This window comes from Patescibacteria group bacterium (assembly GCA_020148145.1).
Classification (GTDB): Bacteria; Patescibacteriota; Minisyncoccia; order Minisyncoccales; family JAHCRE01; genus JAHCRE01.
The window spans coordinates 1-22,048 of the sequence record JAHCRE010000019.1 but is presented as its reverse complement, the minus strand read 5'-3'; the positions used below and the strand labels follow the sequence as shown (position 1 = coordinate 22,048).

At 34.4% G+C, this 22,048-nt stretch carries 27 protein-coding genes; 1 reads left to right on the top strand and 26 read right to left on the bottom strand.

Going from position 1 to position 22,048, the window contains the following annotated elements:
* Nucleotide 1: 1 nt before the first annotated feature.
* From KJA15_03740 to KJA15_03615, 26 genes are all read right to left on the bottom strand, one after another.
* Nucleotides 2-940, bottom strand: coding sequence for a radical SAM protein (locus KJA15_03740; protein MBZ9572417.1), 939 nt, complete (start codon nucleotides 938-940; stop codon nucleotides 2-4).
* A gap of 44 nt (nucleotides 941-984) precedes the next feature.
* Nucleotides 985-1,155, bottom strand: coding sequence for a hypothetical protein (locus KJA15_03735; protein MBZ9572416.1), 171 nt, complete (start codon nucleotides 1,153-1,155; stop codon nucleotides 985-987).
* Nucleotides 1,156-1,328: 173 nt separating this feature from the next.
* The gene (locus KJA15_03730) at nucleotides 1,329-2,765 is read right to left on the bottom strand and encodes a DUF2330 domain-containing protein (GenBank protein ID MBZ9572415.1); all 1,437 of its coding nucleotides are present in this window, start codon (nucleotides 2,763-2,765) and stop codon (nucleotides 1,329-1,331) included.
* 90 nt (nucleotides 2,766-2,855) lie between these two features.
* Nucleotides 2,856-3,758 carry a peptidoglycan-binding protein gene (locus tag KJA15_03725; GenBank protein ID MBZ9572414.1) on the bottom strand — a complete coding sequence of 301 codons (903 nt, stop codon included), beginning with the start codon at nucleotides 3,756-3,758 and terminating at the stop codon, nucleotides 2,856-2,858.
* A gap of 51 nt (nucleotides 3,759-3,809) precedes the next feature.
* Nucleotides 3,810-4,610: a hypothetical protein gene (locus KJA15_03720; GenBank protein MBZ9572413.1), complete on the bottom strand. Its 801-nt coding sequence runs from the start codon at nucleotides 4,608-4,610 to the stop codon at nucleotides 3,810-3,812.
* Between the two features lie 28 nt (nucleotides 4,611-4,638).
* Nucleotides 4,639-5,190, bottom strand: coding sequence for an RNA polymerase sigma factor (locus KJA15_03715; protein ID MBZ9572412.1), 552 nt, complete (start codon nucleotides 5,188-5,190; stop codon nucleotides 4,639-4,641).
* A 3-nt stretch (nucleotides 5,191-5,193) separates the two neighbouring features.
* The gene (locus KJA15_03710) at nucleotides 5,194-5,556 is read right to left on the bottom strand and encodes a hypothetical protein (protein MBZ9572411.1); all 363 of its coding nucleotides are present in this window, start codon (nucleotides 5,554-5,556) and stop codon (nucleotides 5,194-5,196) included.
* 116 nt (nucleotides 5,557-5,672) lie between these two features.
* Nucleotides 5,673-6,188: a nitroreductase family protein gene (locus KJA15_03705; protein ID MBZ9572410.1), complete on the bottom strand. Its 516-nt coding sequence runs from the start codon at nucleotides 6,186-6,188 to the stop codon at nucleotides 5,673-5,675.
* A 62-nt stretch (nucleotides 6,189-6,250) separates the two neighbouring features.
* On the bottom strand, nucleotides 6,251-7,207 hold the full coding sequence (locus KJA15_03700; GenBank protein ID MBZ9572409.1) for a 2-hydroxyglutaryl-CoA dehydratase: 957 nt from the start codon (nucleotides 7,205-7,207) through the stop codon (nucleotides 6,251-6,253).
* A complete protein-coding gene (locus KJA15_03695) occupies nucleotides 7,204-8,265 on the bottom strand; it encodes a 2-hydroxyacyl-CoA dehydratase (GenBank protein MBZ9572408.1) in 1,062 nt (353 codons plus the stop codon). Before KJA15_03695 ends, KJA15_03700 begins: the two co-directional genes overlap by 4 nt.
* A 34-nt stretch (nucleotides 8,266-8,299) precedes the next feature.
* Nucleotides 8,300-9,214, bottom strand: coding sequence for a hypothetical protein (locus KJA15_03690; protein ID MBZ9572407.1), 915 nt, complete (start codon nucleotides 9,212-9,214; stop codon nucleotides 8,300-8,302).
* 2 nt (nucleotides 9,215-9,216) lie between these two features.
* On the bottom strand, nucleotides 9,217-10,464 hold the full coding sequence (locus tag KJA15_03685) for a DNA helicase UvrD (GenBank protein MBZ9572406.1): 1,248 nt from the start codon (nucleotides 10,462-10,464) through the stop codon (nucleotides 9,217-9,219).
* A gap of 96 nt (nucleotides 10,465-10,560) precedes the next feature.
* Nucleotides 10,561-11,553, bottom strand: a complete 993-nt coding sequence (gene rlmN / locus KJA15_03680) for a 23S rRNA (adenine(2503)-C(2))-methyltransferase RlmN (GenBank protein MBZ9572405.1) — start codon at nucleotides 11,551-11,553, stop codon at nucleotides 10,561-10,563.
* Between the two features lie 28 nt (nucleotides 11,554-11,581).
* Nucleotides 11,582-11,815 carry a hypothetical protein gene (locus tag KJA15_03675; protein ID MBZ9572404.1) on the bottom strand — a complete coding sequence of 78 codons (234 nt, stop codon included), beginning with the start codon at nucleotides 11,813-11,815 and terminating at the stop codon, nucleotides 11,582-11,584.
* Complete coding sequence (locus KJA15_03670; GenBank protein ID MBZ9572403.1) at nucleotides 11,816-12,574, bottom strand: hypothetical protein; 759 nt, start codon at nucleotides 12,572-12,574, stop codon at nucleotides 11,816-11,818. It abuts the gene before it with no gap.
* A gap of 3 nt (nucleotides 12,575-12,577) precedes the next feature.
* Entirely contained in the window at nucleotides 12,578-12,787 is a 210-nt protein-coding gene (locus KJA15_03665) for a hypothetical protein (GenBank protein MBZ9572402.1), read from the bottom strand.
* 68 nt (nucleotides 12,788-12,855) lie between these two features.
* Nucleotides 12,856-14,847, bottom strand: a complete 1,992-nt coding sequence (locus tag KJA15_03660; protein MBZ9572401.1) for a beta-propeller domain-containing protein — start codon at nucleotides 14,845-14,847, stop codon at nucleotides 12,856-12,858.
* 195 nt (nucleotides 14,848-15,042) lie between these two features.
* A complete protein-coding gene (locus KJA15_03655; GenBank protein ID MBZ9572400.1) occupies nucleotides 15,043-15,846 on the bottom strand; it encodes a GerMN domain-containing protein in 804 nt (267 codons plus the stop codon).
* The gene (locus tag KJA15_03650; protein MBZ9572399.1) at nucleotides 15,839-16,648 is read right to left on the bottom strand and encodes a DUF362 domain-containing protein; all 810 of its coding nucleotides are present in this window, start codon (nucleotides 16,646-16,648) and stop codon (nucleotides 15,839-15,841) included. The genes KJA15_03655 and KJA15_03650 overlap by 8 nt, the downstream gene beginning before the upstream one ends.
* Before the next feature lie 58 nt (nucleotides 16,649-16,706).
* Nucleotides 16,707-17,171, bottom strand: a complete 465-nt coding sequence (locus KJA15_03645) for a phosphopantetheine adenylyltransferase (GenBank protein MBZ9572398.1) — start codon at nucleotides 17,169-17,171, stop codon at nucleotides 16,707-16,709.
* Between the two features lie 13 nt (nucleotides 17,172-17,184).
* On the bottom strand, nucleotides 17,185-17,511 hold the full coding sequence (locus KJA15_03640; protein ID MBZ9572397.1) for a hypothetical protein: 327 nt from the start codon (nucleotides 17,509-17,511) through the stop codon (nucleotides 17,185-17,187).
* A gap of 175 nt (nucleotides 17,512-17,686) precedes the next feature.
* Nucleotides 17,687-17,956 (bottom strand): hypothetical protein, encoded by a 270-nt coding sequence (locus tag KJA15_03635; GenBank protein MBZ9572396.1) that lies wholly within the window; start codon nucleotides 17,954-17,956, stop codon nucleotides 17,687-17,689.
* Between the two features lie 578 nt (nucleotides 17,957-18,534).
* Nucleotides 18,535-19,164 carry a hypothetical protein gene (locus KJA15_03630; protein MBZ9572395.1) on the bottom strand — a complete coding sequence of 210 codons (630 nt, stop codon included), beginning with the start codon at nucleotides 19,162-19,164 and terminating at the stop codon, nucleotides 18,535-18,537.
* 226 nt (nucleotides 19,165-19,390) lie between these two features.
* Nucleotides 19,391-19,870, bottom strand: coding sequence for a hypothetical protein (locus tag KJA15_03625; protein ID MBZ9572394.1), 480 nt, complete (start codon nucleotides 19,868-19,870; stop codon nucleotides 19,391-19,393).
* A 123-nt stretch (nucleotides 19,871-19,993) separates the two neighbouring features.
* Entirely contained in the window at nucleotides 19,994-20,368 is a 375-nt protein-coding gene (locus KJA15_03620; GenBank protein ID MBZ9572393.1) for a hypothetical protein, read from the bottom strand.
* A gap of 185 nt (nucleotides 20,369-20,553) precedes the next feature.
* The gene (locus KJA15_03615; GenBank protein MBZ9572392.1) at nucleotides 20,554-21,024 is read right to left on the bottom strand and encodes a hypothetical protein; all 471 of its coding nucleotides are present in this window, start codon (nucleotides 21,022-21,024) and stop codon (nucleotides 20,554-20,556) included.
* A 240-nt stretch (nucleotides 21,025-21,264) separates the two neighbouring features.
* Here KJA15_03615 and KJA15_03610 point away from each other — a divergent pair, with 240 nt between their 5' ends.
* Nucleotides 21,265-21,987, top strand: coding sequence for an ABC transporter ATP-binding protein (locus KJA15_03610; protein ID MBZ9572391.1), 723 nt, complete (start codon nucleotides 21,265-21,267; stop codon nucleotides 21,985-21,987).
* Nucleotides 21,988-22,048: the final 61 nt, after the last annotated feature.

Genomic DNA, 22,048 nt, shown 5'->3' with positions numbered 1-22,048 from the left:
ATTATTCACGGTAAAGCCGTTTTAAATTGGCTTTTTTAGCTAATTTAATTGCTTCCTGATACTCTTCATATGTAATTCTCCGGGAAAGTTCAGGAAATTCAAAAGCCCTATAGCAAGGATAATATTGGCCCATAATATTTAAAAAAGTATTAGGGGAAATTTCTTTGGCTAAAAATTTAAAAATTTTTTCAGAACCGGCCAAATCATTAGGCAAGACTAAATGCCTAACTAAAAGACCGCGAACAGCGATTCCATTTTTATCCAAAACTAAATCACCAACCTGGCGATGCATTTCCTTAATTGCCCCTTTCATTATTTCAAAATAATTTTTTGCATTGGAATATTTCAAAGCAATTTCATTATCAGAATATCTGGCATCCGGCATGTAAATATCAACAATTTTATCTAATAATTTTAAAACCTCGATTGAGTCATAAGAACTGGTGTTATAAACTAAGGGCAATTTTAATCCCTTCTCAATGGCAATAGAAAGTGATTTTATAATCTGGGGAACCTGAGGGGTGGGGGTAACCAAATTAATATTATGACAACCTAATTTTTGGAGATCAATCATCATCTGAGACAGTTTTTCAAAAGAGGTTTCATCCCCGATCCTTAATTGAGATATTCCATAATTTTGACAATAAACGCAAGCCAAATTACAAGAAGTAAAAAATATTGTTCCTGACCCGCCTCGCCTCGCCAGCGAGTCGGGCGAGGCTGGACCAAAGCGACCAACTAAGGGACTTTCTTCACCAAAATGGGGATGGTGAGCTGAAACCACAGGTTCGCGTCCCAATTGGCAAAAACCTTTTTTTTCTTTTAATCTATTAATTCGGCATTTTCTGGGACAAATTTCGCATCTTTCTAAAATCTTAAAAAGCTTTTCGATTCTTTTATTAAGTTCTTTTCTCGAAAGGCTTAAATAGCTGGGATACATTGTTTCATTATAACAAAAAGCCCGCTTTTGAGCGGGCTTTTTGTTTAGCGTTGGAATCGAGCTCTTTTTTTTCGGTGACATTCTCGACAATAGATTGGTCTATCAGAATCTGGTTGAAAGGGTAATTCAGTTATCTTTGCTCCACAATCAGCACAAGTCCAATCTCCTTTAAACATTTTGCGCTCGAACTTCTTCTCAAATTTTTCGAAGGCCATACTAGATTTCTATTAAATTTTAAATAAAAAGCGACCTTTCCGATTTTTAAGTCGCCCTACTTAATTTTGGCCCTCACTATTTTAAAAAATTATGAAGACTTAACTTAAGATACTTCGACTTATCGATCTAAACTCAGCTTAACAAAAATTTCTTAACAAGTCAAGTCCAAAACCTATTCTTTACTAAATTTTTCCAAATAAGTCCTAGTAGAAGGGCCAATAAAACCTGTTCCTCTTTCTAATCCAAGAGGTTCAAGAATTTCTTTGGAATATTTTTCTTGAAACAAAATTACCGCTTCCCTTGTAATTTGGCCAAAATAACCTGTGGTTTTAATATCTGGCCTTCCCCACACCCCTTCTTTAATTAATATTTCTTGTAAAGTTTTTATATCATCTCCCATCATTCCTATTTTTAGATTACGACTCCAGGTTTTAATTTCAGAAATTAAAGCGAAACCTTTTTCTAAGAATTCTTTAGTTTTTGGACCGAAATATCCTGTTCCTTTCTCTAAATCAAGGGGCTTTAAAATATCTTCTTTAAAATATTCTTGGAATTTAATTAAAGAATTTTTAGTAATTTCACCAAAATAACCTGTTGCCCCAGCCTCAGAATCCCAATACCCTTCGTTTATTAAAATTTGTTGTAAAATTTTTACATCGTCACCATAACTCCCTATCCCTAAGTGCTTTTGCCAGATTTTAGGATAAAATATTAAATCTTTATCAAACTTTTTTAAAGGACCAAAATAATCAAAAGTTCTTACCCTTACACTTGATTCAAATAGGCTCCCAATGTCTTCACTAATTTCCATTAACTCTTCATTTGTTAATTCTACCGGATAATCAAAATGACCTTGCCAATAGAAAATTGGAATATTTACTCCTGAAATTTCTTTTGGAAGGTTCCCCTCTGTGATTAAAAATACTCTTATTTTTGCCCTACTTTCAGAAATTTCAGAAATTCCAGAGATTAAAATCGGATAATACAAAAAATTAGATTCAAATTGATAAATTAAGGGCTTGATACTTTCTTCTTCCTTGGTATCAATTACATCAAAGACAAAGTATTTTATATCTCTCTTTAGATAACTCTTGACTCCTTCTTTGAATTCTGAAGAAATCTCTTTTATCTCTAGTCCTTTTTCAGTCGCAAAATCTTTAATCCAATTTAAAAAGTAATCTAAGTCATTTACTTTGACTACGGTTATATCATGGGCTCCGATTTTTTCATGAAAGGTAATTTCTACTCCAGCAGCCGGGGCTTTTTCTAAATCTTTACCCGCTAGCATCCATTGATTTCTTACCTCTTCTATTTTCTCATTCATTATCTCCACTAATTTCTCAAAAGAATCAAAACCCCCTTCTTTAATTTCAGAAGGATTAGAAGGTAAGGGAACGATTCTTAAAGCAGTAGCCTGGCTATCGCTTTTTATATCGTTTGAAAGAATTATTATTTCTTCTTTTCCATTCCAGGCAACTATGGCATTTTGGGCTGACTGGTCTAAATGAATTTCAGGCGGCCAAATTATCATCCCACCATCAGCAAAAATAAAAATTGGGAAAATTAAAATTAAACAAATTATTAAAAAATAAAAACGTTGCTTTTTCATATTTTTAAATTTAATTATTATTTAATTATAAATGGCTAAAGAAAAACTTTCCAGCCCACCCCAAAAGGGGTGGGCTGTTATTCTTTCAGATTAACGGCTCATTTCTTTTAACAAAGCAATTACCCTCTGAAGTTCATTTGTAATCCTTTCTAAAGCTCTTATCACTTCTTCCACCGGAAGACCGGGACAGAGAGGGCAGATAGGTTCCGGACAGGGGTGGATAATATCTCCGGTAATTTCAAATGGTCCATCACTTTCATCCCAATAAAGACGCTCTGGTGGCACTGGCCTTGGCGGAACTGGCCAGATTTCTTCAGGTTCGATAATAACTTTTTCTTCCAATGTAAATGGAATAATTCCTCTTCCAACAGAAATTCTGATTACATAATCTTTGCCATCTGGGATGTCTTTTGTAATTCTCCACGAATAAGCTCTATTAAATAAATTAACTGTAGCTACATGTTTTACAAAAACTGACTTTACTGCTGCCGGGCAGACTTCGCCAGGTTCACATTCTGGCGTTATTATTACTCTTCTAAACAGATCAATTGAGGCCTTTGGCCAAAATAGATACGGTTTTATCTCTGGTATTACCTCTTCTTCTCCGGATGGCGCTATAACCTCCCATTTCACAGTCTGAATCTCGTTTCGATCCCAGACCTCTCCTCCATTCGGAGAGATAACCCTGATTTTATATTCTATTGGGAAAATACATCTTTCTGTTTCAGGATCAACTACACCAGTTTCTGAAATTCCACATCTTTTCTGAAGTCTTTTAATTGCTTTTTCAGTTAGAGGACCAAAATAGCCTGTCACATAACCTTCTGGATAAATCTCAGTATCTGCCTTTAAGATGCTCTGGAGTGCTTTTACCTCTGCGCTTCTCATTCCTCGAGCCCAAGGAATTTCCCGGGCATTGGCAATATCTCCACCAATTCCACTGAGTAAAAAAATGATTCCTATAAAACTGATAAAAATAGCTTTTTTCTTCATAAGCCACTTTAATGACTTAGTTTTCAATCGACCTTTCTATCCAAAACGCCCTTACTCTTGAAAGGTTGCATTATTTTCGGTTTCACCCAAAAATTTTACTTCTTTAACCTTTTCTTCAATCAAATCTATCTCTCCTTCCCATTGATTTTTATCAAATTCATAAATTATTCGAGCCCTCTTTTCTTCTCTTTGCTCTGGAACAACTTTTATTGAATTTTCTTCTTTGATCAATTTCAACTGGAAGTAAGGCACTGGTATTATCTCCTTAATTTCAGCCTCTTTTGGAACAATTGTCTGAATTTCAGGATTATCTTTAGCAATCTCTTTAACTTTTTCTTCCTCTCCCTCGGCTAAAGGAAAAAATTGGGGAGTTACTTTTTCAATCCTGGATACTCTTTTTTCTTTAAGATCTACTTCAGCTAAAGCTCCTAAAAATTCTTCTCCAATCTTCAAATCTGTTTTTATTTCTTCAATTTCTATCTCCGCCCCCATCTCCGCTCTCGCTGATGGCTGAATCAAAACATAGCCTTTATTGTTTAGTATTTTTACATCTCTTACAATAGCTCCTCTTTCTATCAGTTCCTTAATTTGAGGATCTCTCATGGCAATTTCTTTAGCCTGAGCTAAAGTGTATTTTGGGGAAATTAGATTATTTAAAATCAGGACAATTAAAATAATCGCTACAGCTCCTACTGGAACGACTTTCCTAAGAATATTAAAAATCTCCCAGCTTCTTTTTTCTCGAAAATATTTATTAAGTAAAACTTCCTTAAGCTTTTTTTTATGACTGGGAATCTCAATCTCAGGGAGAGAAGTTTCTTCCAATTTTTTAATTAAATCTCCTTTCTCCATTTTTTAAATATAACGTTTTAATTATTAATTAGTGGCAAAGCTCTCTTAATTTTTTTAATCCTCGATGAAGTAAAGATTTTATTGTCCCTTCTTTTCTTCCTAAGATTTCAGCAATTTCTTTAATTTTCTTTTTCTCAAAGAATTTTAGACAAATCACCTCTTGATATTTAAGAGGAAGTTGAGAGATTTTTTCCTGTAAAGCCAAAAAATCTTTATGCCTTTTTAACTTTTCTTGAGCTTCGATAATTTCTATTAAAGGATTATGAGTAGAAATTGGCTCTGAAGTTTTCTCTAGAGGAATTACTCTATTTTTATTTTTTCTAAAGAAATTTGCTATTTCGTTTGAGGCAATACGATAAAGCCAGGAGGATAAAGAAATATTTCGCCAGCGAAATCTCCAAAGATTTTTTAAGGCCTTAAAAAAAGTCTCTGAAGTAATATCCTGAGCAATCTCAAGATTAGCCACTCTTTTTAGAATATAACCAAAAATTTTTGGGTAATGTTCATCATAAAGCCTTCCAAAAACTTCAGGATCTCTTTTTGCCTTCTTAATTAATTCTTTTTCTTTTTTTAAATCCATAATCTAACAAGTCAAATGAAAAAGGCCAATCACTTTTTTCTGCCCCCCTTCCTCTTTAATTGATTCTTCATTTATTATATTAAAGGTTTTAGTTGCCTGCTCAGTTACATCGATTATTAACTCAATCCCCTTTTCCTTTAAGAAATTTTTGGTTTCTTCAGTGACTTTAGCTAGCCCTGATTCACCTGTTCCAATAATAATTACTTCAGGCTTTTGTTCAATTGCCCTTTTTAAATCTTCAATCTCAATTAAATGACTTTCTTTTCTCCACCATTTCAAAACCTCGCCAGTCCAACGAACCTCAACATCATGGTTATAAGTTTTACCATTAATGGTAATGGAACCAAAATGATATTCTTCAATCATAAATCCTTCTGGACCCCTTTTTCAAAAAAGGTGTCCAACCGCCAAAAAATATAAGGTGTAAAATTTCCCGGGACCTTATAGCCCGTGGAAATTTTACAATATTTTATATAATTTTATTATTTTATAAATTTGACAGCTTCTTCTTTTGAAACCCTTGGTGGGGCCTTAGGTTTTTCAGCCGGATAGCCAACAGGGACAATGACAATGGGATGTAAATTTTCTGGTAAATTTAAAATTTTGGCCACCTCTTTTTCACTGAAAGCGCCAATCCAAACACTTCCTAGCCCTTGTTCGTAAGCAAGTAACATCATATTTTGGATGCTAACAGATGTGTTACAGATTGCGTAGAGATTTTTTCCTCTCTCTCTATACCACTGGCTAATTTCATCGTTAGTACAACCAACAACAACTAAAGGAGCTTCGGCAATAAAGCTTTGACTTAAAGCAGCTTCAACTAACCTTTCTTTTATTTTTTGATTGAAAACAAAATAGAATTTTCTCGATTGAAGATTGCCTGCACTGGGAGCCCAAATCAAGGCCTCAATCAGTTTATTAATGATTTTCTCTGGAATTTGTTTTTTCTGAAACCTATAAATGCTTCGCCGATTTTTAATAATTTCTAAAAGAGACATAGAAATTTTCACTTGTGTTTTTATATTAAATAAAAAGCAGGGATTTTTGAAATTAATAAAATTTATTTTAGATTGAGCCCTGACCATTTTCCGCATCTGTCTCCCCACCTCGAAACTACTTTCCCCTCGATTCTGGCCTCAATTACTTCACATTGATTAGGACAACCCCCGCATTGAAAAGAAGTGCATTTAATATCTTTATTAGAAATTTCAAAACCAAAGAATTTACTCTTTTGAAGAGCCAACTCTTTTACTAAAAGAGCTACCCCAAAGGCGCCCATTACTGTGTTATATCTTGGAACAATAATTTTTTGATTTAAGGCTTTTTCAAAGGCCTTTCTCATTCCCACATTTTCAGAAACTCCCCCTAAAAAAACAATCGGTGGTTTTATATTTTTCCCCTTGGCAACATTGGATAGAAAATTTCGAACAAGACCTTGGCAAAGACCAGCAACAATATCTTCGGTTTTGTGACCAATTTGTTGCTTATGAATCATGTCTGACTCGGCAAAAATTGTACATCGGCTGCCAATCGCTGTTGGGCTTTTTGACTTCAAGGCAAGTTCTCCGAATTTTTCTACCGGAATCCTTAATCTAAAAGCCTGAGCGTCAAGGAAGGCTCCTGTTCCGGCGGCGCAGAGTAAGTTCATAGCAAAATCAACTGCCACTTTATCTTCTAAAATTATAATTTTTGAATCTTGACCTCCAATTTCTATTATTGTTCTAACATCAGGGACAAAAAAACTTGTTCCAATAGCATGGGCAGTAATTTCGTTTTTTATTAAATCTGCCCCTGTAATTACTCCGGCCAAATGTCTGGCTGATCCGGTTGTTCCTACCCCAGTAATTTTAATATCTTTTGGAACAGCTTTTTTTAATTCCTTGAGCCCTTCTTGAACAGCCCAAATTGGATTCCCCTCTGTCCTAAAATAAAGAGAGGAAAGGATATCATTTTTCCCATCAATTAAAACCAACTTAGTTGTAATGGAGCCGACATCAATACCTAAATAAGTTTTCATATTTTTTTGTTGTGATAATTTTTTACTACATCTACAAAAGCCTCAATTCTGGTATTAATTCCGGCTTCTGCTACCTGTTCGTCTAAAGATAGAGATAAAAAAGGAATTCCTTTTTTTAAATGAATTTTCTGTAAGATAGGCCTGACAGTGGTTTCGGGCATGCATCCGAAAGGTAGAAGGTGAACCACTCCGTCAAAGTCTTTTTTAACATATTCTAACATCTCGTAAATTGCATCACGGCCGTGTCCTCCCACTGTTGATTTTAAATAGGGATTTATCTTTCTTTGAATCAACCAATCTTTCCAGGGGAAAACCCTCTTTTTTAAATGATAGGTGATATCCATTTCTCGATGGACTTCAATTCCTTCTCTCCCTAATTTTTCTTCAATTCCAAAATTTACTGCTCCATCAGTTACTGTAAATATTTCTCCTATTAAGCCTACTTTTGGAACACTTTTGTCTTTATCAATCTCAATTTCTGAAATTTTCCGTTGAATTTCTTTTTTAAATTTGGCTAATTCTCTTTTAGTGCTTATTTTATCCAGATCTAAAAAGGCCCGGATTAGAGTTTCATCGGTTTTCCCTTTTTCTCTTTCTCTTGGTCTGAGATAATTCGCCTTTTTTTCTAAATTCTCGATTAACCTTAATTTTTCAAAGAAAAACCAAGCCGCATTCATTATTTGCCAGAAAGAAGCTCCAGAAATTTTTTTTATTTTTAAATAAATATCTTTTGGAGTTTGGTCGAAATTAATAAGTTTAATATCGTGACCCATTTCTGATAAGACCTTCTCTTCGATTATTCCATAATATCTCAGCCGACAGGAACCACTGAGACTGGTCACCATAAAAATAGTATCAGCTCCTTTTTTTATGGCTGATAAATAATTCCCAACATTTATTTTTAATGGAAAACAATACATTTCAGGAGAGATTTTTGCTCCTTCTTCGATTGTTCTTGGATTAGTTTTTTCTGGGGGAACAATATCTAACCCTAATTTTTGGAATAGGGCCTTAAAAGCAATAGTATAATTCCCCCAATAGGCAAAAGTTATTTTCATATTTTTCACTTTGTGAAACGCTGATTTACACAGATTATTTTATTGTATCGATAAATGCTTCTAATCTTGTTTGGACTCCGGCGTCTGCCGTTTGCTCATCAATTATTAAATATAAAAATGGGACTTTATTTTGCTTAAATACTTTTTCTACAAACTCTTTTAATACCGCATCGCAGCCACATAAAAAAGAGGAAATCTCAATAGCCCCAGAAATAGGATATTTCAAAATCTCTTGAATTTTTTCCATCATTTCTTTGCCAAATTCCCAATGAAAATCCGGATAATCTACTTTTTGATTTTCGCCTTCTCCTTTCTGATTTTTGATTGAGATTTCATTTATGAAGATTACTTCAGTGTCTAATTTCTCTAATTTCTTTTTTATTCCAACATTAACATAATCGTCATATAAGTTGTAGGGATGAGAAATTAAAACCACTTTTTGTTTTTTAGATTTTATTTTTTTAAAAAAATCTTTTTTTTGCCTTTCCTCTAACTCTTTTTCTTTTAAAAAGGCAGCCTTTATTGCCTTTTCTATTATTACTGGGTCTTTATTCAATTTTTCTCCTAGCTTCTTGAGGTCCGTTTTAAATTCCCTTTTTCTTTCATCAAAAGTTTCAGTTAAAATTCTGGTCTTAACTAAAATTTGAGCCAATTCTGGGATTCCAAAAAATTTTGGACAGTATTCCAGTTTTTCCTCATTTGTTTTCAGTCGTGGAACAAAAATATAATCTACTTTTCCTTCCAAGAACAAGATATGGCCAAAAAAAACCTTGGTGGCAAAGCAGGCCTCGGGATCAGCCGCCCCTACTCCTTTTTCAACAATTTCTTTATTAGTTTCTGGAGACAAAATAACTTCTAATCCTAAATTTTCAAAAAAACTCTCCCAAAAATAAGGTTTTTTCCAATAAAATAGTGCTCTCGGGATTCCAATTTTAGTTTTTTTTATCATTTTTAAAATAATGTTCCCTGCTTGGACAAACCCTTTTTTTCTTCTTGAGAGAAAATTCTTATTTTCCCATAAACCCCATCGAAACCAGGTGTAATATTCACCTTTCCCTCTCTTACTCTTATAATGCCTTCGGCAATTTCTGACAAGGTGGCTGTTTCTAATTCTCGATAAGGGATTTCGAGTAAAACCTTAAATTCATTTCCGAATTTCTTTATTAAATTTTTATATTCTATAGCTACTCTTTTTGTACCGCTCGTTAGGTTTAAGGCATCGGCAATTATTTCCTCCAAAGGAACAAGGCTTTTAAACGAAATTGCTCCTTCTGGCTTAAAACCGTTTGGTCTATCTGCCAAATTCTCCACCCTATTTAAAACCCCAATAGTTAAAAGTCTTCCACAAACAGGACATATATTTCCATATTTTTTTGACTCCTGGGGACTTACGTTAATTCCGCAGTTCCTATGACCATCGTAATGGTATTTTCCTTCCTGAGGAAAAAATTCAACTGTGTAAAGAAATTTTTGAGAGTCTTTTGTTTTTATTGCTTCTAAAATTTTTGGATAACTGATTTCAATATCGAAAACATTTGCCTCTCGGCCTATTTTTTGAGGGCTATGGGCATCTGAGTTACTTATTAAAGTTATTTTATCCAAAGCCGAGAGTCTCCAGTTCATTAGAGGATTGCTGGATAAGCCCGTTTCCCCAGCGAAAATATATTTTGAATATTCTTCAAAGCATTCTTCGATAGAATCAAAGCCGGATTTGGAACCAAATAGACTAAACCAAGGTGTCCAGATATGAGCGGGAACAATTAAACAATCCTCAGAAACGTCTAAAACAATTTTAGCTAATTCCTTGGCGTCTAATCCTAAAATTGGTCTTCCGTCGGCTTTTAAATTTCCAATCCAACCCAGATGGGCATTAATTTTTTCAACGATCTCAAAAGAAGGAGCGAAAATTATAATATGAATTTTCCGAACCTTACCGCTTTTGGAATAAATACAACTAATTTCAGCAGTTAAAATAAAATAAGTTTCCGAATCTCCATTTTTTAATTTATACAAGTCCTGGGCAGCGGGTTCTAACTTTTCTTTTAATTCTTTTAGCCAGATAGGATGGGTAAAATCTCCTGTTCCCAAAACTTTAATTCCTTTAATCTTTGCCCATTTATCCAAATTCTCCAAATTCATATTTTTTGAAGTTGCTCTTGAATACTTTGAATGTAAATGAAAATCGGCAATAAATCTCATAATTACAATTTTTTATATCATTTATTTTCCCAAAAATAAAGACTAAAAAATGGCATTTGGCCACTTTCTTTAACGATTTTAACAATAATTTTTCGTCTAAGTTGCCAATTGTCCGCAGGCAGCCTCAATTTTTTCTCCAAAACTGTGACGAATAGTTACTTTTAAATTGTGTTTTTGAAGTTCTTTTTGAAAACGAAAAATAGTTTTTTTATCTGAACTCAAAAAATCAGTTTGAGTTTCATGATATTTAATTAGATTTATATGAAAAAGAGACTCTCCCTTTAAAAGTTTAACTAATTTCTGGGCAAAAGATATACTGTCGTTAATCCCTTTTAGCATCAAATATTCAAAGAATAGTTTTCTCCTAGTAGTTTTAACATAATTTCTGGCAGCCAAAATTAAATCTTTTAAAGGATAAGTTTTGTTAATTGGCATTAAAAAAGAACGGACCTTATCATCCGGGCTATGAAGGGAAATGGCTAAGTTGACTTCTAATTTTTCTTTTTGAAATCTCTTAATCCCTGGAATAATCCCAGCCGTGGAAATAGAAATTGCCCTTTGTCTTAAATTAAAGCCTTTTTTGTCATTTAAAAACCGAATGGCTTTCAAAACATTTTCATAATTTAAAAATGGTTCTCCCATTCCCATAAAAACAACATTTAACTTTCTTGTTTTTTCTTTTTTGGCAAAAAACAAAACCTGGTCTAAAATTTCCTGCCAATTCAAATTCCTTTTAAATCCCATCTTTCCGGTGGCGCAAAATCGGCATTCTAAAGGGCAGCCGGCAGCTGAAGAAACGCAAACTGTTTTGTGACCATCTTTGTGTTTCATTAAAACCGTCTCAATCGAAACTCCGTCAGAAAGTAAAAAAAGAGCTTTTTGTGTGTCTTTATCTTTTTTGAGTTTTAAAGGTTCTAAAGATAAGATTTTGATTTCTTTTTTTAATCTCTCTCTTATTTTTTTTGATAGATTAGTCATTTTCCCAAAATCAAAAATTAGGTCTCGAAAAATCGCCTGATAAATCTGAGAAAATCGATATCTTGGCTCTTTCCCTTCTTTTAAAATTTTCTTCAATTTTTCTATTTCCATAGAAGAATTTGTTCAAGGGAATTATTATCTATTTTTCATATTTTTTGTAGATCTTAAAAACTAAAATTACTCCCAGAATTTCAATAATAACTGTGAAAATTAGATGAATCCAGAACCAGGCTGACCAAGAAACCTTCAAAAAGAAATCATTTAACCAGGTCGTTAGAATCCAGATAGCGAGAATTTCCAAAACCCCGTGGATAATCAGCCCCACTAAAAGTCCGAGAATGATAACTAAGGTAAGTTTTAAATATCTTCTCATTTATTTTTTATCAAAAATATTTGTAATTAAATATTTATATTTTAATCGAGAGCGCTCCATCCAGGCTTGGTAAAATTTTTGACGCCATTCTTTCTTCCAAAAAGACATTTCTGGTAAAAATAAGAATCCATCTTTATAACCTAAATAGCGGGTTTTGAAATTAAAATGTAAAAAAGCCAAAATAGCACAAATTAAAGCTGATTTTTGATTTTCTGTTTTACAGGGGAATTTTTTAAACCCTTTTGGAAAAAATTTTAAAAAAAGATTTTCTTGAGAAATTTTTTTAACAAGAGTTGGAAATACCTCAATCAAATTTAAATCTAAAACAAACCCTTTCTTTTCAAGTTTTCTTTTGATTTCTCTAGCAAAAGAACACCAAGATGACATCAGGGCCGGCGGGATTGGAGCTATTTTTTCTTGACGAAAAATTTTAGTTGATAAAAATTTCTCATAAAGTCGCATATCCCCTTTTCCTCTTCCTTTTGTCAGGGGTGCATCAATGGCAATCACTTTTGTATCTTTTAAATAAGGTTTTATCACCTTTAAGATCTGTCCTCCCACTACATCCTGACATTTTTGGCAGTAATCTTCAAAAAAAATAAGATTTTTACCTTTTTTAGGGGCCCATTTCGAGCGAAGCGAGAAATGGGAGGATGCGGTGGGTGGGTTGTAGTCTAAAATACAAATTCCAGTTGTTTTCTTTTTCTTTCCTCCAAGATCAATCCCAATAAAAAGTTTTCTTTTTTCATTTTTTTTCATCTGTTATTCCGTTGTCAATTTCTTCTGCTGGTCTTTAATAAACATCTCAATTGAGCGATCGTAAGTTTTTTCAGCTTCTTTTGAGAAAAAACAGGCCGGAAGCTCTTTCTTTTCCCAGTGATGTTTTATACATTCACAACAAATTCCCCTTCTGGGACAATTAGGGTAAGTACAGGGACAATCTTTTAAGTTTTGTTCTTTTTTACACTCCATATCATTTTATTATTCTATCAAAAAATCGCCTTCCTGGCGATTTTTTGATTCGCATCTTACTTGGAAAATTAAAACTCTATTTCATTAACTTTCTCCCAGTTTAATTCATTCAAAACAACAACTTTATCATCTCCGATTATATATAGCAAGTCTTCTATATAGACTGCCCTTCTTGCTCTTATACTACTTACAGCCCTTGTTAACTCCAACTGATTTCCTTTATAAGAAAATACATAACCGCCCCTGGAACCGGGCAAGAAAAAGATCTGATGTTTTTTATCCAGCAAGAAGGCATGGTGAGTATTTAATATATCTGACCAGTACTCATCCAGGGTATATTTATCTGTTTCAGTTGGTTTTTGGGGCTGGGCTACATCAAATAAAGAAATTTTTACCTTAGAGCCTTCTTTCCCTATCCCTAAAATCTTATCTTTTGTTATAGGGTGCAAATAGGAAGAATACCCAGGGATTTTTAGTTCTCCTTTTAATTCGGGTTTTTTAGGATTGGATAAATCTAGCACAAAAAATGGGTCAATTTGTTTGAAAGTTACTACATATCCTTTATCTTCTATAAATCTGACAGAATAAATTCTTTCTTCTAGGCCTAAATCTTGAAGGGAACCCACCCTTTTCAAATCTTTATCTAAAATATAGATATCATTGGCGCTTTCTCTTGTTCCACCAATTCCCCACCAAAACCCTCCTCCTCCAACAGTGGTTGCTACCCTGAGGAAATCATTGTATTCATCTAAAGAAAACTGATTTAAAGGCCTACCTGGAACATTACCGGTTGCCGATACCTCAAATTTATCTAATCCTATTTTTATTATTCCTGTTGTTTCGAAATCTCTTTTGTGCGCTTTGTGATAATCTCCCATTCTATTTTCAAACTCATTTTCTATTCTCAGCCTTTCATCACTGCTTAGAGAATTAAAATATCTCTCAAGAACAACCTGAAATTCCATAAGTTTAGCCGTATCACTTATATCATAACCCTCCAGTTTTTCTAGCTTTTCAATAAGCCAATCTGGAACTATATCTTTACACTTTTCTTTGAAAAAATTAGAGAAAAACTTGATAATGCTCGCGTAATAAGAATAAGTTACATGAATCGCATCCTCTGACATATAGACTATAGATAAATCAGAAGAGCCGACAAAAGAAACGGTATTTTCAATTTCTCCAGAATCTGGGTTAAAAATTATGGCATTATAGGTAACATCTACCGGAATTGTGGGAACAGGATGATAAATATCTATACACTTTATTTCTAAAGGAACCCCCTCTACAGTCAAAGGTCGAATTGGACAAGGGTGATAGGTATCAATTTTTGTTTTGGTAATTAAGTATATTTTATCTTTATAAAGCCTGGCTGAAACCACATAATTTTTATCCTCCAGTTCTATAGTCCATTCCTTTTCTGGAGATTCAGGATCTGAAATATCGTAGCCATAAATTTTTTCTCCAGAAAAAATCACTAAAATATCTCCCTTTAAAAGTAAATCTCCTTTTTTATCAATTTTGGCATCGATTGCCAAATCTGCTGGAGGAAAGGCCTTTATTATTTTTGTTTCCCCAATTATTTTTGGCGGGATTACTTCCATAAATCCTCTCCAGTAATAACTTTCTCCCGAAGAAAAATAAATTTCTTTGCCATCTGTTTTGACAATATCCGGTTCATCAATCCCTAAAACTTGGACAGTAGTTTCTGAAACCCTTTCTGGTATTGCCCCTTTTGCTTCAAATTCAAGAGGAGCCGTTGGCACAGGAAGTCCCTCCTCAACAAGAGGTCTCATTGTTGCCCCTCCCAGCCCTACAAAACCACCATAATATCCTAATTCAGCTTCCTGTAAATAAACCTTAAAATCTTCCTCTGAAGAAAATTTTTCAACACCTTCTATTTCAGAAACAAAGGGCGGAAAAGGAATACGAGGAAAGCCGGGAAAAGTTGGAAAGGAAATAGAAGTGTATTTAAAAATTACATACATATAACCCGAAGCAATAACAAATAGGGTTATTGAAATAATTATTGCTAATTTACTGTTAATTTGTTTTGGCATATTTTTTTCTTAATTTAAATTTTTTTAGTTTCTGTAGATATTTTTCAAAATCTTTTACCTTTGGTGGCTTTTTGCCCTTGCCTGGCAAAATACTATGCCCCTCTTTTCTTAAACGCATTGCCTGGGCTTTTGTTCCACCAGGAAATTTTTCATTGTTTTTTGTTTCTTGGCCATACCTTATTTTAACTCAAGAGTTTAGGGTTGTAAAATATCCTCAACCTGGCCATTAATTGAAATTATGACATTATCTACTGTTGGAAATTGTTTAAGGGTTTCAATAATCTGAGCTCGAATTGCTGTTACCCGACAGGAACCACCAACCCGATATTCTAATTTCTCATTAAAGTCAACTTTAGCTACCCCATTTTCGATGGTTAAACTTTGGATTTTTACACCGGGGTTAATACTGGTGAAAAATCCTTGATTTTGTTCAGTAATTGTTGGTCCTTTTAAGAGTTCTTCTAGGGCAGCTCGGGCCAGCGCCTGAGTTTTGGCAATTCTTCTCTCAGCTGGGTAGACTCTATCACAATAAAGGACCTGGGGGTCTTGTTTAGTATTTCCAAAAAATACTTTTACTGTTAAAGATTCCACTGTCTTAAATTTTAAAGGAATAATAACTTTATCAATCTCTGAACCATCTTTAGCTGAAATCTGAAAAACCTCTAAGATCCCTTCTCTAGTTTTTGGTAGGGGATAAGTTAATTCTTTCTTAAAGGGCCCAAACTGACCAATTTCTGGACTTTGGGCCGTTACAATATCTTCAACTAAAATCCCACCTTCTTTTTCTCTGAGCCTTAAATTAACGGTACCTTCAAAAACTCTTGCTTTACCTTCGATCTTCAAAGGTAATCCAACCTCATCCCCCTCTTTTGGGTTAAAAACAATGATATTAGAAATTTCTTCTGGCTTTTGCCCCTCTTTTATTGGCCATAAAAAAACAAAATAACCAATAACCACTATTAGAATTAAAGCCAAAATAATGACAAAATTTTTATTCATATTTGCTTTTTACCCCGATGCCAAATTCTACTGCTCTTTTAATTTGGGGTAATTCCCAGGGATCAATATCTTTAAGCGAATTACCTCTAAAACTTTGAATTATTTTTATACCCTCAACATCAAGAGCGATTCTGTCAGTTGAAGCTAAAATTAATCCCGGCTCCCGAACCTCCCCCTTTGCAGGTCCTTTATTAATAAAACATTTTCTAGCATCCATAATAACCAAATCAGGATTGATAATTTTGTTCAACTCGGCTATTTTCTCTTGAGTGTGCCCGAGATGAAGACGAACTCGTTGAAAGGGCTTCATAAAACCAACAGAGAGCTTTAGGCTTCCTGAAAACTGGGCCTGGGAGTGGGTTTTAAGACAAGGAAGAAGGATTAATTTATCGGCTCGGTCTAAATATTCTGTTACAGAAACCTTTTTTAAATACTTAGCTCCGGGTATTTCTTTTGTCACCCATTCGCGTTCCTCAAAAACATAAATCCGGGGAGGTCTTTCCATATTTTCCAAATTAAAAACTCCAAGTCCCTCCATTATCTTTCGGCAATTGGAGCTCATAGTAGAAGAATCACCGATCATTACTATCTTAGCCCCACAATTATAAACTAATTCAGTTACAGTTTTTAGAAAACCCAAATCAGTAGAGGCTGGAAAAGGATCGGCGGTATTGAAATTGGGCTTTAATAAAACTACATCAGTAGGACTTATAAATCGCTTAAAACCACCAATCAAATCCACTGCCTTCAAAATAGATTCCTTTAAACTTTTCTCAACCCTTACCCTACTTACTTTATTCATAATTGACATCTATTGACTTCGTAAACCAATAGGCTAATTCAGTTTCAGCTAAAATTGGCTATTTTAATAATTTCCCCTGTCTATCTATTTCCCCTTTCAATATTCTCTGGCAAGAAATAGGTGTTCCATCTTCAGCTAAAACAAAATCTATTTTGACAATTTCTATAGGTTTTTTATTTCTTTTCTGACGTTCCTCATTGATTAGTTGGGCTGTTTCGTAAGTTTCCGGAGAAACCACAATATAATCAAAATCTTTTTCCAAGGCAAAGCCGAATTTATCTTCGATTTTTTCAATTCCCGGTTCAACTTTAAACTCCTTTCTAATAAAATCTTCTAACTCTTTTTTTCTGCTTTCAAAGTCTTGAACTTCTCTTTTTTTCATTTCTCCAGCCATAACATTAGAGGTTAAACCAATAATTACTTCACCCAACTCAAAGGCTCTCTTTAATAATGCTTTATGTCCATCATGTAACACATCAAAAGTTCCACCAATAACCACTTTTTTATTAAATTGATTATTCATTAAGTTATATTATTTATTTTGTTTCCAAATCCTTTGGGAAAGAATAAAGGGAGGGTTTTTTAATGATGATTTTGTAAACGTTTTCAATAAAATCTCCGCCGGCATAACCGATAATAAGGGCTAGGGCTGGAGTGAGATAGTCTAGACCCAGAAAAGTCATACCCAATTCTTTAATGGCTACGGCAGTTAAGACTCCCACGATGCCAGAAAGGAACATCATATTAAAAAAATAAGGTAGACGAAAACCAACATTTTTGTAGGAGTATTGATGCTTAATGAATCCAATTAATCCCCTGATAACTCCTCCTCCAAATCCAGCAATTAAAATTTCAATATACATCTTATTTATTAGTTTTAATTTTTCTCAATTAATTATTTGACCTTTAACAAATTATACCAAATCAAAACCCCAAGAGAAACCACGAACCAGAGCGAAGCTCGGTTCACGGCAGGCTCTCGGGGCGGCGGAAATAAAAAAACGGGCATTAAGAGTCTGCCCGTAGGACTTTATTGGTTTAGCTCTCCTCCTTTGGAACGAAAATGAGAATTGCTTCCTCCAATGTTCCTGCAACATATCTCACGGGAAGAACATTCACGAGTCGCATATTCTGCATAGTATCCTTTCTAACGGTTTCTTCTACGACTGTAGTCCATTTGGACAATAAGCTCTGGAGACTCCACACCTTGCTTGTTGCTTTTTCATTTAATTCCTTCAGATTTGCGCTTACACAAAGCACATTAGCCACGCAATCACCTCCTTTGGTTATATTATATTTTACACCCAAATAAATAATTTGTCAAATGGCGGCGAACAAAACCCCCGAGAAAAGCTCTCGGGGGGGGGCGGCGGAAATAAAAAAGCCCCGCTTTATCATGTCTCGGGGCATAGGTAAAAGAACGAATTTTAGATGTGAACTACTCGTACAGATCTTCCAGGAGCTATTGCGTGGTAGTTGCCGTCTGTTATCCTTACTGCTGCGTCGTTCTTTACTTTTTTATGAAGAGCGGATGTCGCGACCTCCCAATCTGGATGATTTTCTTTTGGTAGATTCATCAGAAAGAAAGTTCCAACCTTTAGATCTTGAAATAGTTTATCCAATCTCAATCCTCCTTTTTGTACTGTTTCTATTATATTCAATATTAGATTCTTGTTAAATAAAACCCGAGAGAAAACCTCCCAAGGCGGGGCGGCGGCTCCGCGGGACGGACGATTTTCAAACCTTTGAGTGGGTGGATTTGATTAAAAATCCTGGGGTTGTTTTGCGGCAAACAAAAGAATTATTAGAACTTACTCTAAAGATCTAAAAGTAGAAAGAATTTGATTGAAAATCAACCTTAAGATAATTGTTGAGTTCTGGATTTCTTAATCACCTCTCATCGCCTCCAATCTTGCTCGAAGCTCTTCAATCTTTCTTAGTAGTTCTTGAATTCTTGCTCTAAGATTATCAATAGATTTTTTATGAATAGATCGATCGTGAATTCGAGTAGCTTCAATTATCCCTGTTTCTTCATTCACTACACCTTTAATTAATAACTTATCTCCTATCTGAAGATCAGAAATTGTAATCTTTTTTCCACCACCATAAATCTTTGCCTTTGAAGCATCTACATCAAAATTTAAACCATGAATCTTTACTGTCAAAATACCGCTCTCTGCTGGAGTTACTGTTTCTATTGCCGCTAAATCAGCATTAACAAATGTAGCTTTTCCTTTAGAGGTGATAATGAGAGATGCTGGTGCTTTAAAGAGTTTAAATTCTGCTTTTTCTAATCGTTTCAAAAGTTTATCGAATTGTTTTTCTGCCTTTCCAACCTCGTCTTCAGTTTCGTCATCTTCGCCGGCAATGACAATTTCGTCATTTTCGTTAGTTTCGTTATCTTCGATAACTATTCCGTTTTCTTGGGCTGTAACCCAATTATTTACCAAGACATATCCTACCGAAAATAAAATTACGATTACGGATAAAATTGCTAAAACCTTTCTTTTATTCATATTTTTAAAATTAGTAAAATTTAATTGATGATAGTGTCGACCTTTGTTTTATTGTTTTATTATAACAGAACCCCGAGGAAAACTCTCGGGCAAGCGAGCTCGGTCTAGCGGACGATTTTACTTGTCCGCCGAAGTTTCAACGAAGGTGGAGAACCTTTGAATGAGTAAATATAATCAAGCAGCCTGAAATTACTTTAATAAAAGTAAGGAAATTATTACAAATTATTTAACCAAACTTTGATGATATCCAATCACCAATATAATGAGTTATAACTATAACTAATAGAGCAACAATTAGGTGCTCTGTAGTCGCTTTCCAGGGCTTTATATTTTGTTCTTTGGCAAGTTTAAAGCTAAAAATACCTATCATTAATAACCCAAAGATTATACTTATCATAATTGCTACCCAAAGCCTTAAAAGGAGAACTGGGATAATAAATACTAAAGCAAACAAGAATTTAGAGAGAAAAGTAGAAATTGTTGATTCCCATATTTCTTTTTCAGTATGTTTAGCCTCAGATTCTTCTGAAATATGAATACCCAGCGCATCTGAGAATGCATCTGCTATTGCTATTGTTAATATACCGCCGATAACTGCGAGTTTTGAATGAGTGCCAGAATGAAGTCCTACCATTAACCCAAGCGTTGTTATAATTCCAGAAGTTAGACCAAAGCTTAGCCCCGTTTTAACTGATTCCTTAAGCATATATATCAAATTATACCACAAAAACAAAAACCCCGAGAAAAACTCTCGGGGGCGGCGGAAATAAAAAAGAGGTGCCGTATTTTGTTAAGTGACACCTTTAAAAAATGGAGAGATAAAGAGCTACTATTTCTTCTTTAAGGTTCTCGGACCCGTGGGTGGGCGTTCTCTAACTATGACTAGGTATTTTCTTACTATCTTTATATCTTTAGGAAGATCTGGATCTGGGTTTACTGCATTCATAATATCTTGAACAACAGAAATGATATCGCCACAGCTTCTTTCAATGTGGTTAAAGCCTTCTCTTAAAACTCTCTGAATGTCTTGTTCTGTAAGGACAGTTAATTCCCGAAATGGCACCATTGTCCCTTTACGCGACCCTCCCAATTTCCTTTCTTTTATGATGTGTGCCCACCATCCTTTCTTATGAGATCCAGAGATCTCTAGCGAATATACTTTTATCAAGTAGTTACCTCCTAAAAGAATACTATCAAACTCCATTTAAAAAGTCAACCCCGAGAAAAACTCTCGGGGGCGGGTCCCCCTAATGGACGATGCGTGCCCCGTAGTGAATTTTGTTCTACTACTGGGGTTAGAACCTGTTTTAAGGGTGTTTAAATAAAAAAGCCTTAATTCTATGAACTAAGGCATAAAAAGGGGGGATTATATCTTTCTGTGCTGGTCAATTAAGCATCTTTTATTATAGCTCTTGCTGTGTCTATGATGTCCTGCTGTCGTTGCCAATTCTCCATATTTCCTATGAATGTTTTAATAGAAACCGTTGTTCTTGGAGAAAGATCTTTAATTCCTCTGAGCATTTCAAGTATTGTGTTAACTAATGAGTAATCAAATTGATGCACAATGTCTGGCCACTCCAATATCCTAGCTAGATTCTGAAGAGTATCAGATGGGACCCCTTCGAGCTTTGCAATAGTTCTAACAATCAGAAACAAAGGACTACCACAAGCATCAGGAAGATAGAGAAGTTTTCTCCCTCCATCTCTTTTTTTAAAGAGCTCTTGGATGACATGAGGTACCAATTCAGGCGTTATATCTCGTAAAAGCTGGTGCATTTGTCCGCTGATTTGAATATCTGTCCCGAATTTCAACTGAAATAGTTCGCCGACAAGCTTTTCTGCGTGTTCTACGTCATTCATTACTTTCACCTAACAATTATCTACCATATTTTTAAAAAATATGCAAGAAATTATGTCTTTCTTGCGTGATCAATATGTTTCTAGGCTTGTGCAACCTTTTAATAAACCTCCCGAGAAAAACTCTCGGGGCGGCGGCGACTCCGAGGGACGGACGATATTAGAGCCTGTTTAGTGGTTTCATTATCTTTAATTTGAGTTTTTACTGACTTTTTAAAATATGCTAAAATAAAAAAACTTTATATGAATAAAGCAATAGAAATTAAAGATTTAATAAAAGACTACGGGAATCTTAGAGCCCTAAAAGGTATTTCTTTTGAAGTACCTAAAGGAGAAATCTTTGGTTTAATTGGCCCAAATGCAGCTGGAAAAACTACTGCCTTGCGGGTTATTTCAACATTACTGCAAATTACTTCTGGAGAAGTGAAAGTATTTGGTTACGATGTAATCAAAGAAGCAGACGAAGTTAGAGAGAAAATAAGCTATTTACCAGAAGAGGCTGGTGCTTATAAAAATTTATCAGGAAAGGATTATTTGGAATTTATGGCTGGATTTTATTCAAATAGTAATGAAGAAAAAAGAGAAATAACGGACAGAGGAATAGGATTAGCTAAACTCGGAAAGCGCATAAAAGATAAAGTAAGCACCTATAGTAAGGGAATGACAAGAAGATTATTGGTGGCCAGAACTTTAATGATAAATCCTGAGCTAGCTATTTTAGATGAGCCGACAGCGGGATTGGATGTGATAATTTCTCAGGAAATGAGAAGAATCATTAAGGATTTTGTTAAAAAAGGGACAACGGTTTTACTATCCTCTCATAATATGCTGGAGGTGGACTTTTTATGTGATAGAATCGCTTTAATAGATAAAGGAGTAATTTTGGAAACTGGCACTCCTCAGGAATTAAAAGAAAAATATAATGCCAAAAACATTGAAGAAGTATTTATTAAAGCTATTAGATGAGAAACTTTTATAATATCTTCAAAAAAGAAATAAAAGAACTATTAACTAAACAATTGATATT

What these genes read in the sequence shown, in the direction of transcription:
- KJA15_03740 (MBZ9572417.1), bottom strand. Translation starts at nt 940, where the DNA reads ATGTATCCCAGCTATTTAAGCCTTTCGAGAAAAGAACTTAATAAAAGA.
- KJA15_03735 (MBZ9572416.1), bottom strand. Translation starts at nt 1,155, where the DNA reads ATGGCCTTCGAAAAATTTGAGAAGAAGTTCGAGCGCAAAATGTTTAAA.
- KJA15_03730 (MBZ9572415.1), bottom strand. Translation starts at nt 2,765, where the DNA reads ATGAAAAAGCAACGTTTTTATTTTTTAATAATTTGTTTAATTTTAATT.
- KJA15_03725 (MBZ9572414.1), bottom strand. Translation starts at nt 3,758, where the DNA reads ATGAAGAAAAAAGCTATTTTTATCAGTTTTATAGGAATCATTTTTTTA.
- KJA15_03720 (MBZ9572413.1), bottom strand. Translation starts at nt 4,610, where the DNA reads ATGGAGAAAGGAGATTTAATTAAAAAATTGGAAGAAACTTCTCTCCCT.
- KJA15_03715 (MBZ9572412.1), bottom strand. Translation starts at nt 5,190, where the DNA reads ATGGATTTAAAAAAAGAAAAAGAATTAATTAAGAAGGCAAAAAGAGAT.
- KJA15_03710 (MBZ9572411.1), bottom strand. Translation starts at nt 5,556, where the DNA reads ATGATTGAAGAATATCATTTTGGTTCCATTACCATTAATGGTAAAACT.
- KJA15_03705 (MBZ9572410.1), bottom strand. Translation starts at nt 6,188, where the DNA reads ATGTCTCTTTTAGAAATTATTAAAAATCGGCGAAGCATTTATAGGTTT.
- KJA15_03700 (MBZ9572409.1), bottom strand. Translation starts at nt 7,207, where the DNA reads ATGAAAACTTATTTAGGTATTGATGTCGGCTCCATTACAACTAAGTTG.
- KJA15_03695 (MBZ9572408.1), bottom strand. Translation starts at nt 8,265, where the DNA reads ATGAAAATAACTTTTGCCTATTGGGGGAATTATACTATTGCTTTTAAG.
- KJA15_03690 (MBZ9572407.1), bottom strand. Translation starts at nt 9,214, where the DNA reads ATGATAAAAAAAACTAAAATTGGAATCCCGAGAGCACTATTTTATTGG.
- KJA15_03685 (MBZ9572406.1), bottom strand. Translation starts at nt 10,464, where the DNA reads ATGAGATTTATTGCCGATTTTCATTTACATTCAAAGTATTCAAGAGCA.
- rlmN (MBZ9572405.1), bottom strand. Translation starts at nt 11,553, where the DNA reads ATGGAAATAGAAAAATTGAAGAAAATTTTAAAAGAAGGGAAAGAGCCA.
- KJA15_03675 (MBZ9572404.1), bottom strand. Translation starts at nt 11,815, where the DNA reads ATGAGAAGATATTTAAAACTTACCTTAGTTATCATTCTCGGACTTTTA.
- KJA15_03670 (MBZ9572403.1), bottom strand. Translation starts at nt 12,574, where the DNA reads ATGAAAAAAAATGAAAAAAGAAAACTTTTTATTGGGATTGATCTTGGA.
- KJA15_03665 (MBZ9572402.1), bottom strand. Translation starts at nt 12,787, where the DNA reads ATGGAGTGTAAAAAAGAACAAAACTTAAAAGATTGTCCCTGTACTTAC.
- KJA15_03660 (MBZ9572401.1), bottom strand. Translation starts at nt 14,847, where the DNA reads ATGCCAAAACAAATTAACAGTAAATTAGCAATAATTATTTCAATAACC.
- KJA15_03655 (MBZ9572400.1), bottom strand. Translation starts at nt 15,846, where the DNA reads ATGAATAAAAATTTTGTCATTATTTTGGCTTTAATTCTAATAGTGGTT.
- KJA15_03650 (MBZ9572399.1), bottom strand. Translation starts at nt 16,648, where the DNA reads ATGAATAAAGTAAGTAGGGTAAGGGTTGAGAAAAGTTTAAAGGAATCT.
- KJA15_03645 (MBZ9572398.1), bottom strand. Translation starts at nt 17,171, where the DNA reads ATGAATAATCAATTTAATAAAAAAGTGGTTATTGGTGGAACTTTTGAT.
- KJA15_03640 (MBZ9572397.1), bottom strand. Translation starts at nt 17,511, where the DNA reads ATGTATATTGAAATTTTAATTGCTGGATTTGGAGGAGGAGTTATCAGG.
- KJA15_03630 (MBZ9572395.1), bottom strand. Translation starts at nt 19,164, where the DNA reads ATGAATAAAAGAAAGGTTTTAGCAATTTTATCCGTAATCGTAATTTTA.
- KJA15_03625 (MBZ9572394.1), bottom strand. Translation starts at nt 19,870, where the DNA reads ATGCTTAAGGAATCAGTTAAAACGGGGCTAAGCTTTGGTCTAACTTCT.
- KJA15_03620 (MBZ9572393.1), bottom strand. Translation starts at nt 20,368, where the DNA reads ATGGAGTTTGATAGTATTCTTTTAGGAGGTAACTACTTGATAAAAGTA.
- KJA15_03615 (MBZ9572392.1), bottom strand. Translation starts at nt 21,024, where the DNA reads ATGAATGACGTAGAACACGCAGAAAAGCTTGTCGGCGAACTATTTCAG.
- KJA15_03610 (MBZ9572391.1), top strand. Translation starts at nt 21,265, where the DNA reads ATGAATAAAGCAATAGAAATTAAAGATTTAATAAAAGACTACGGGAAT.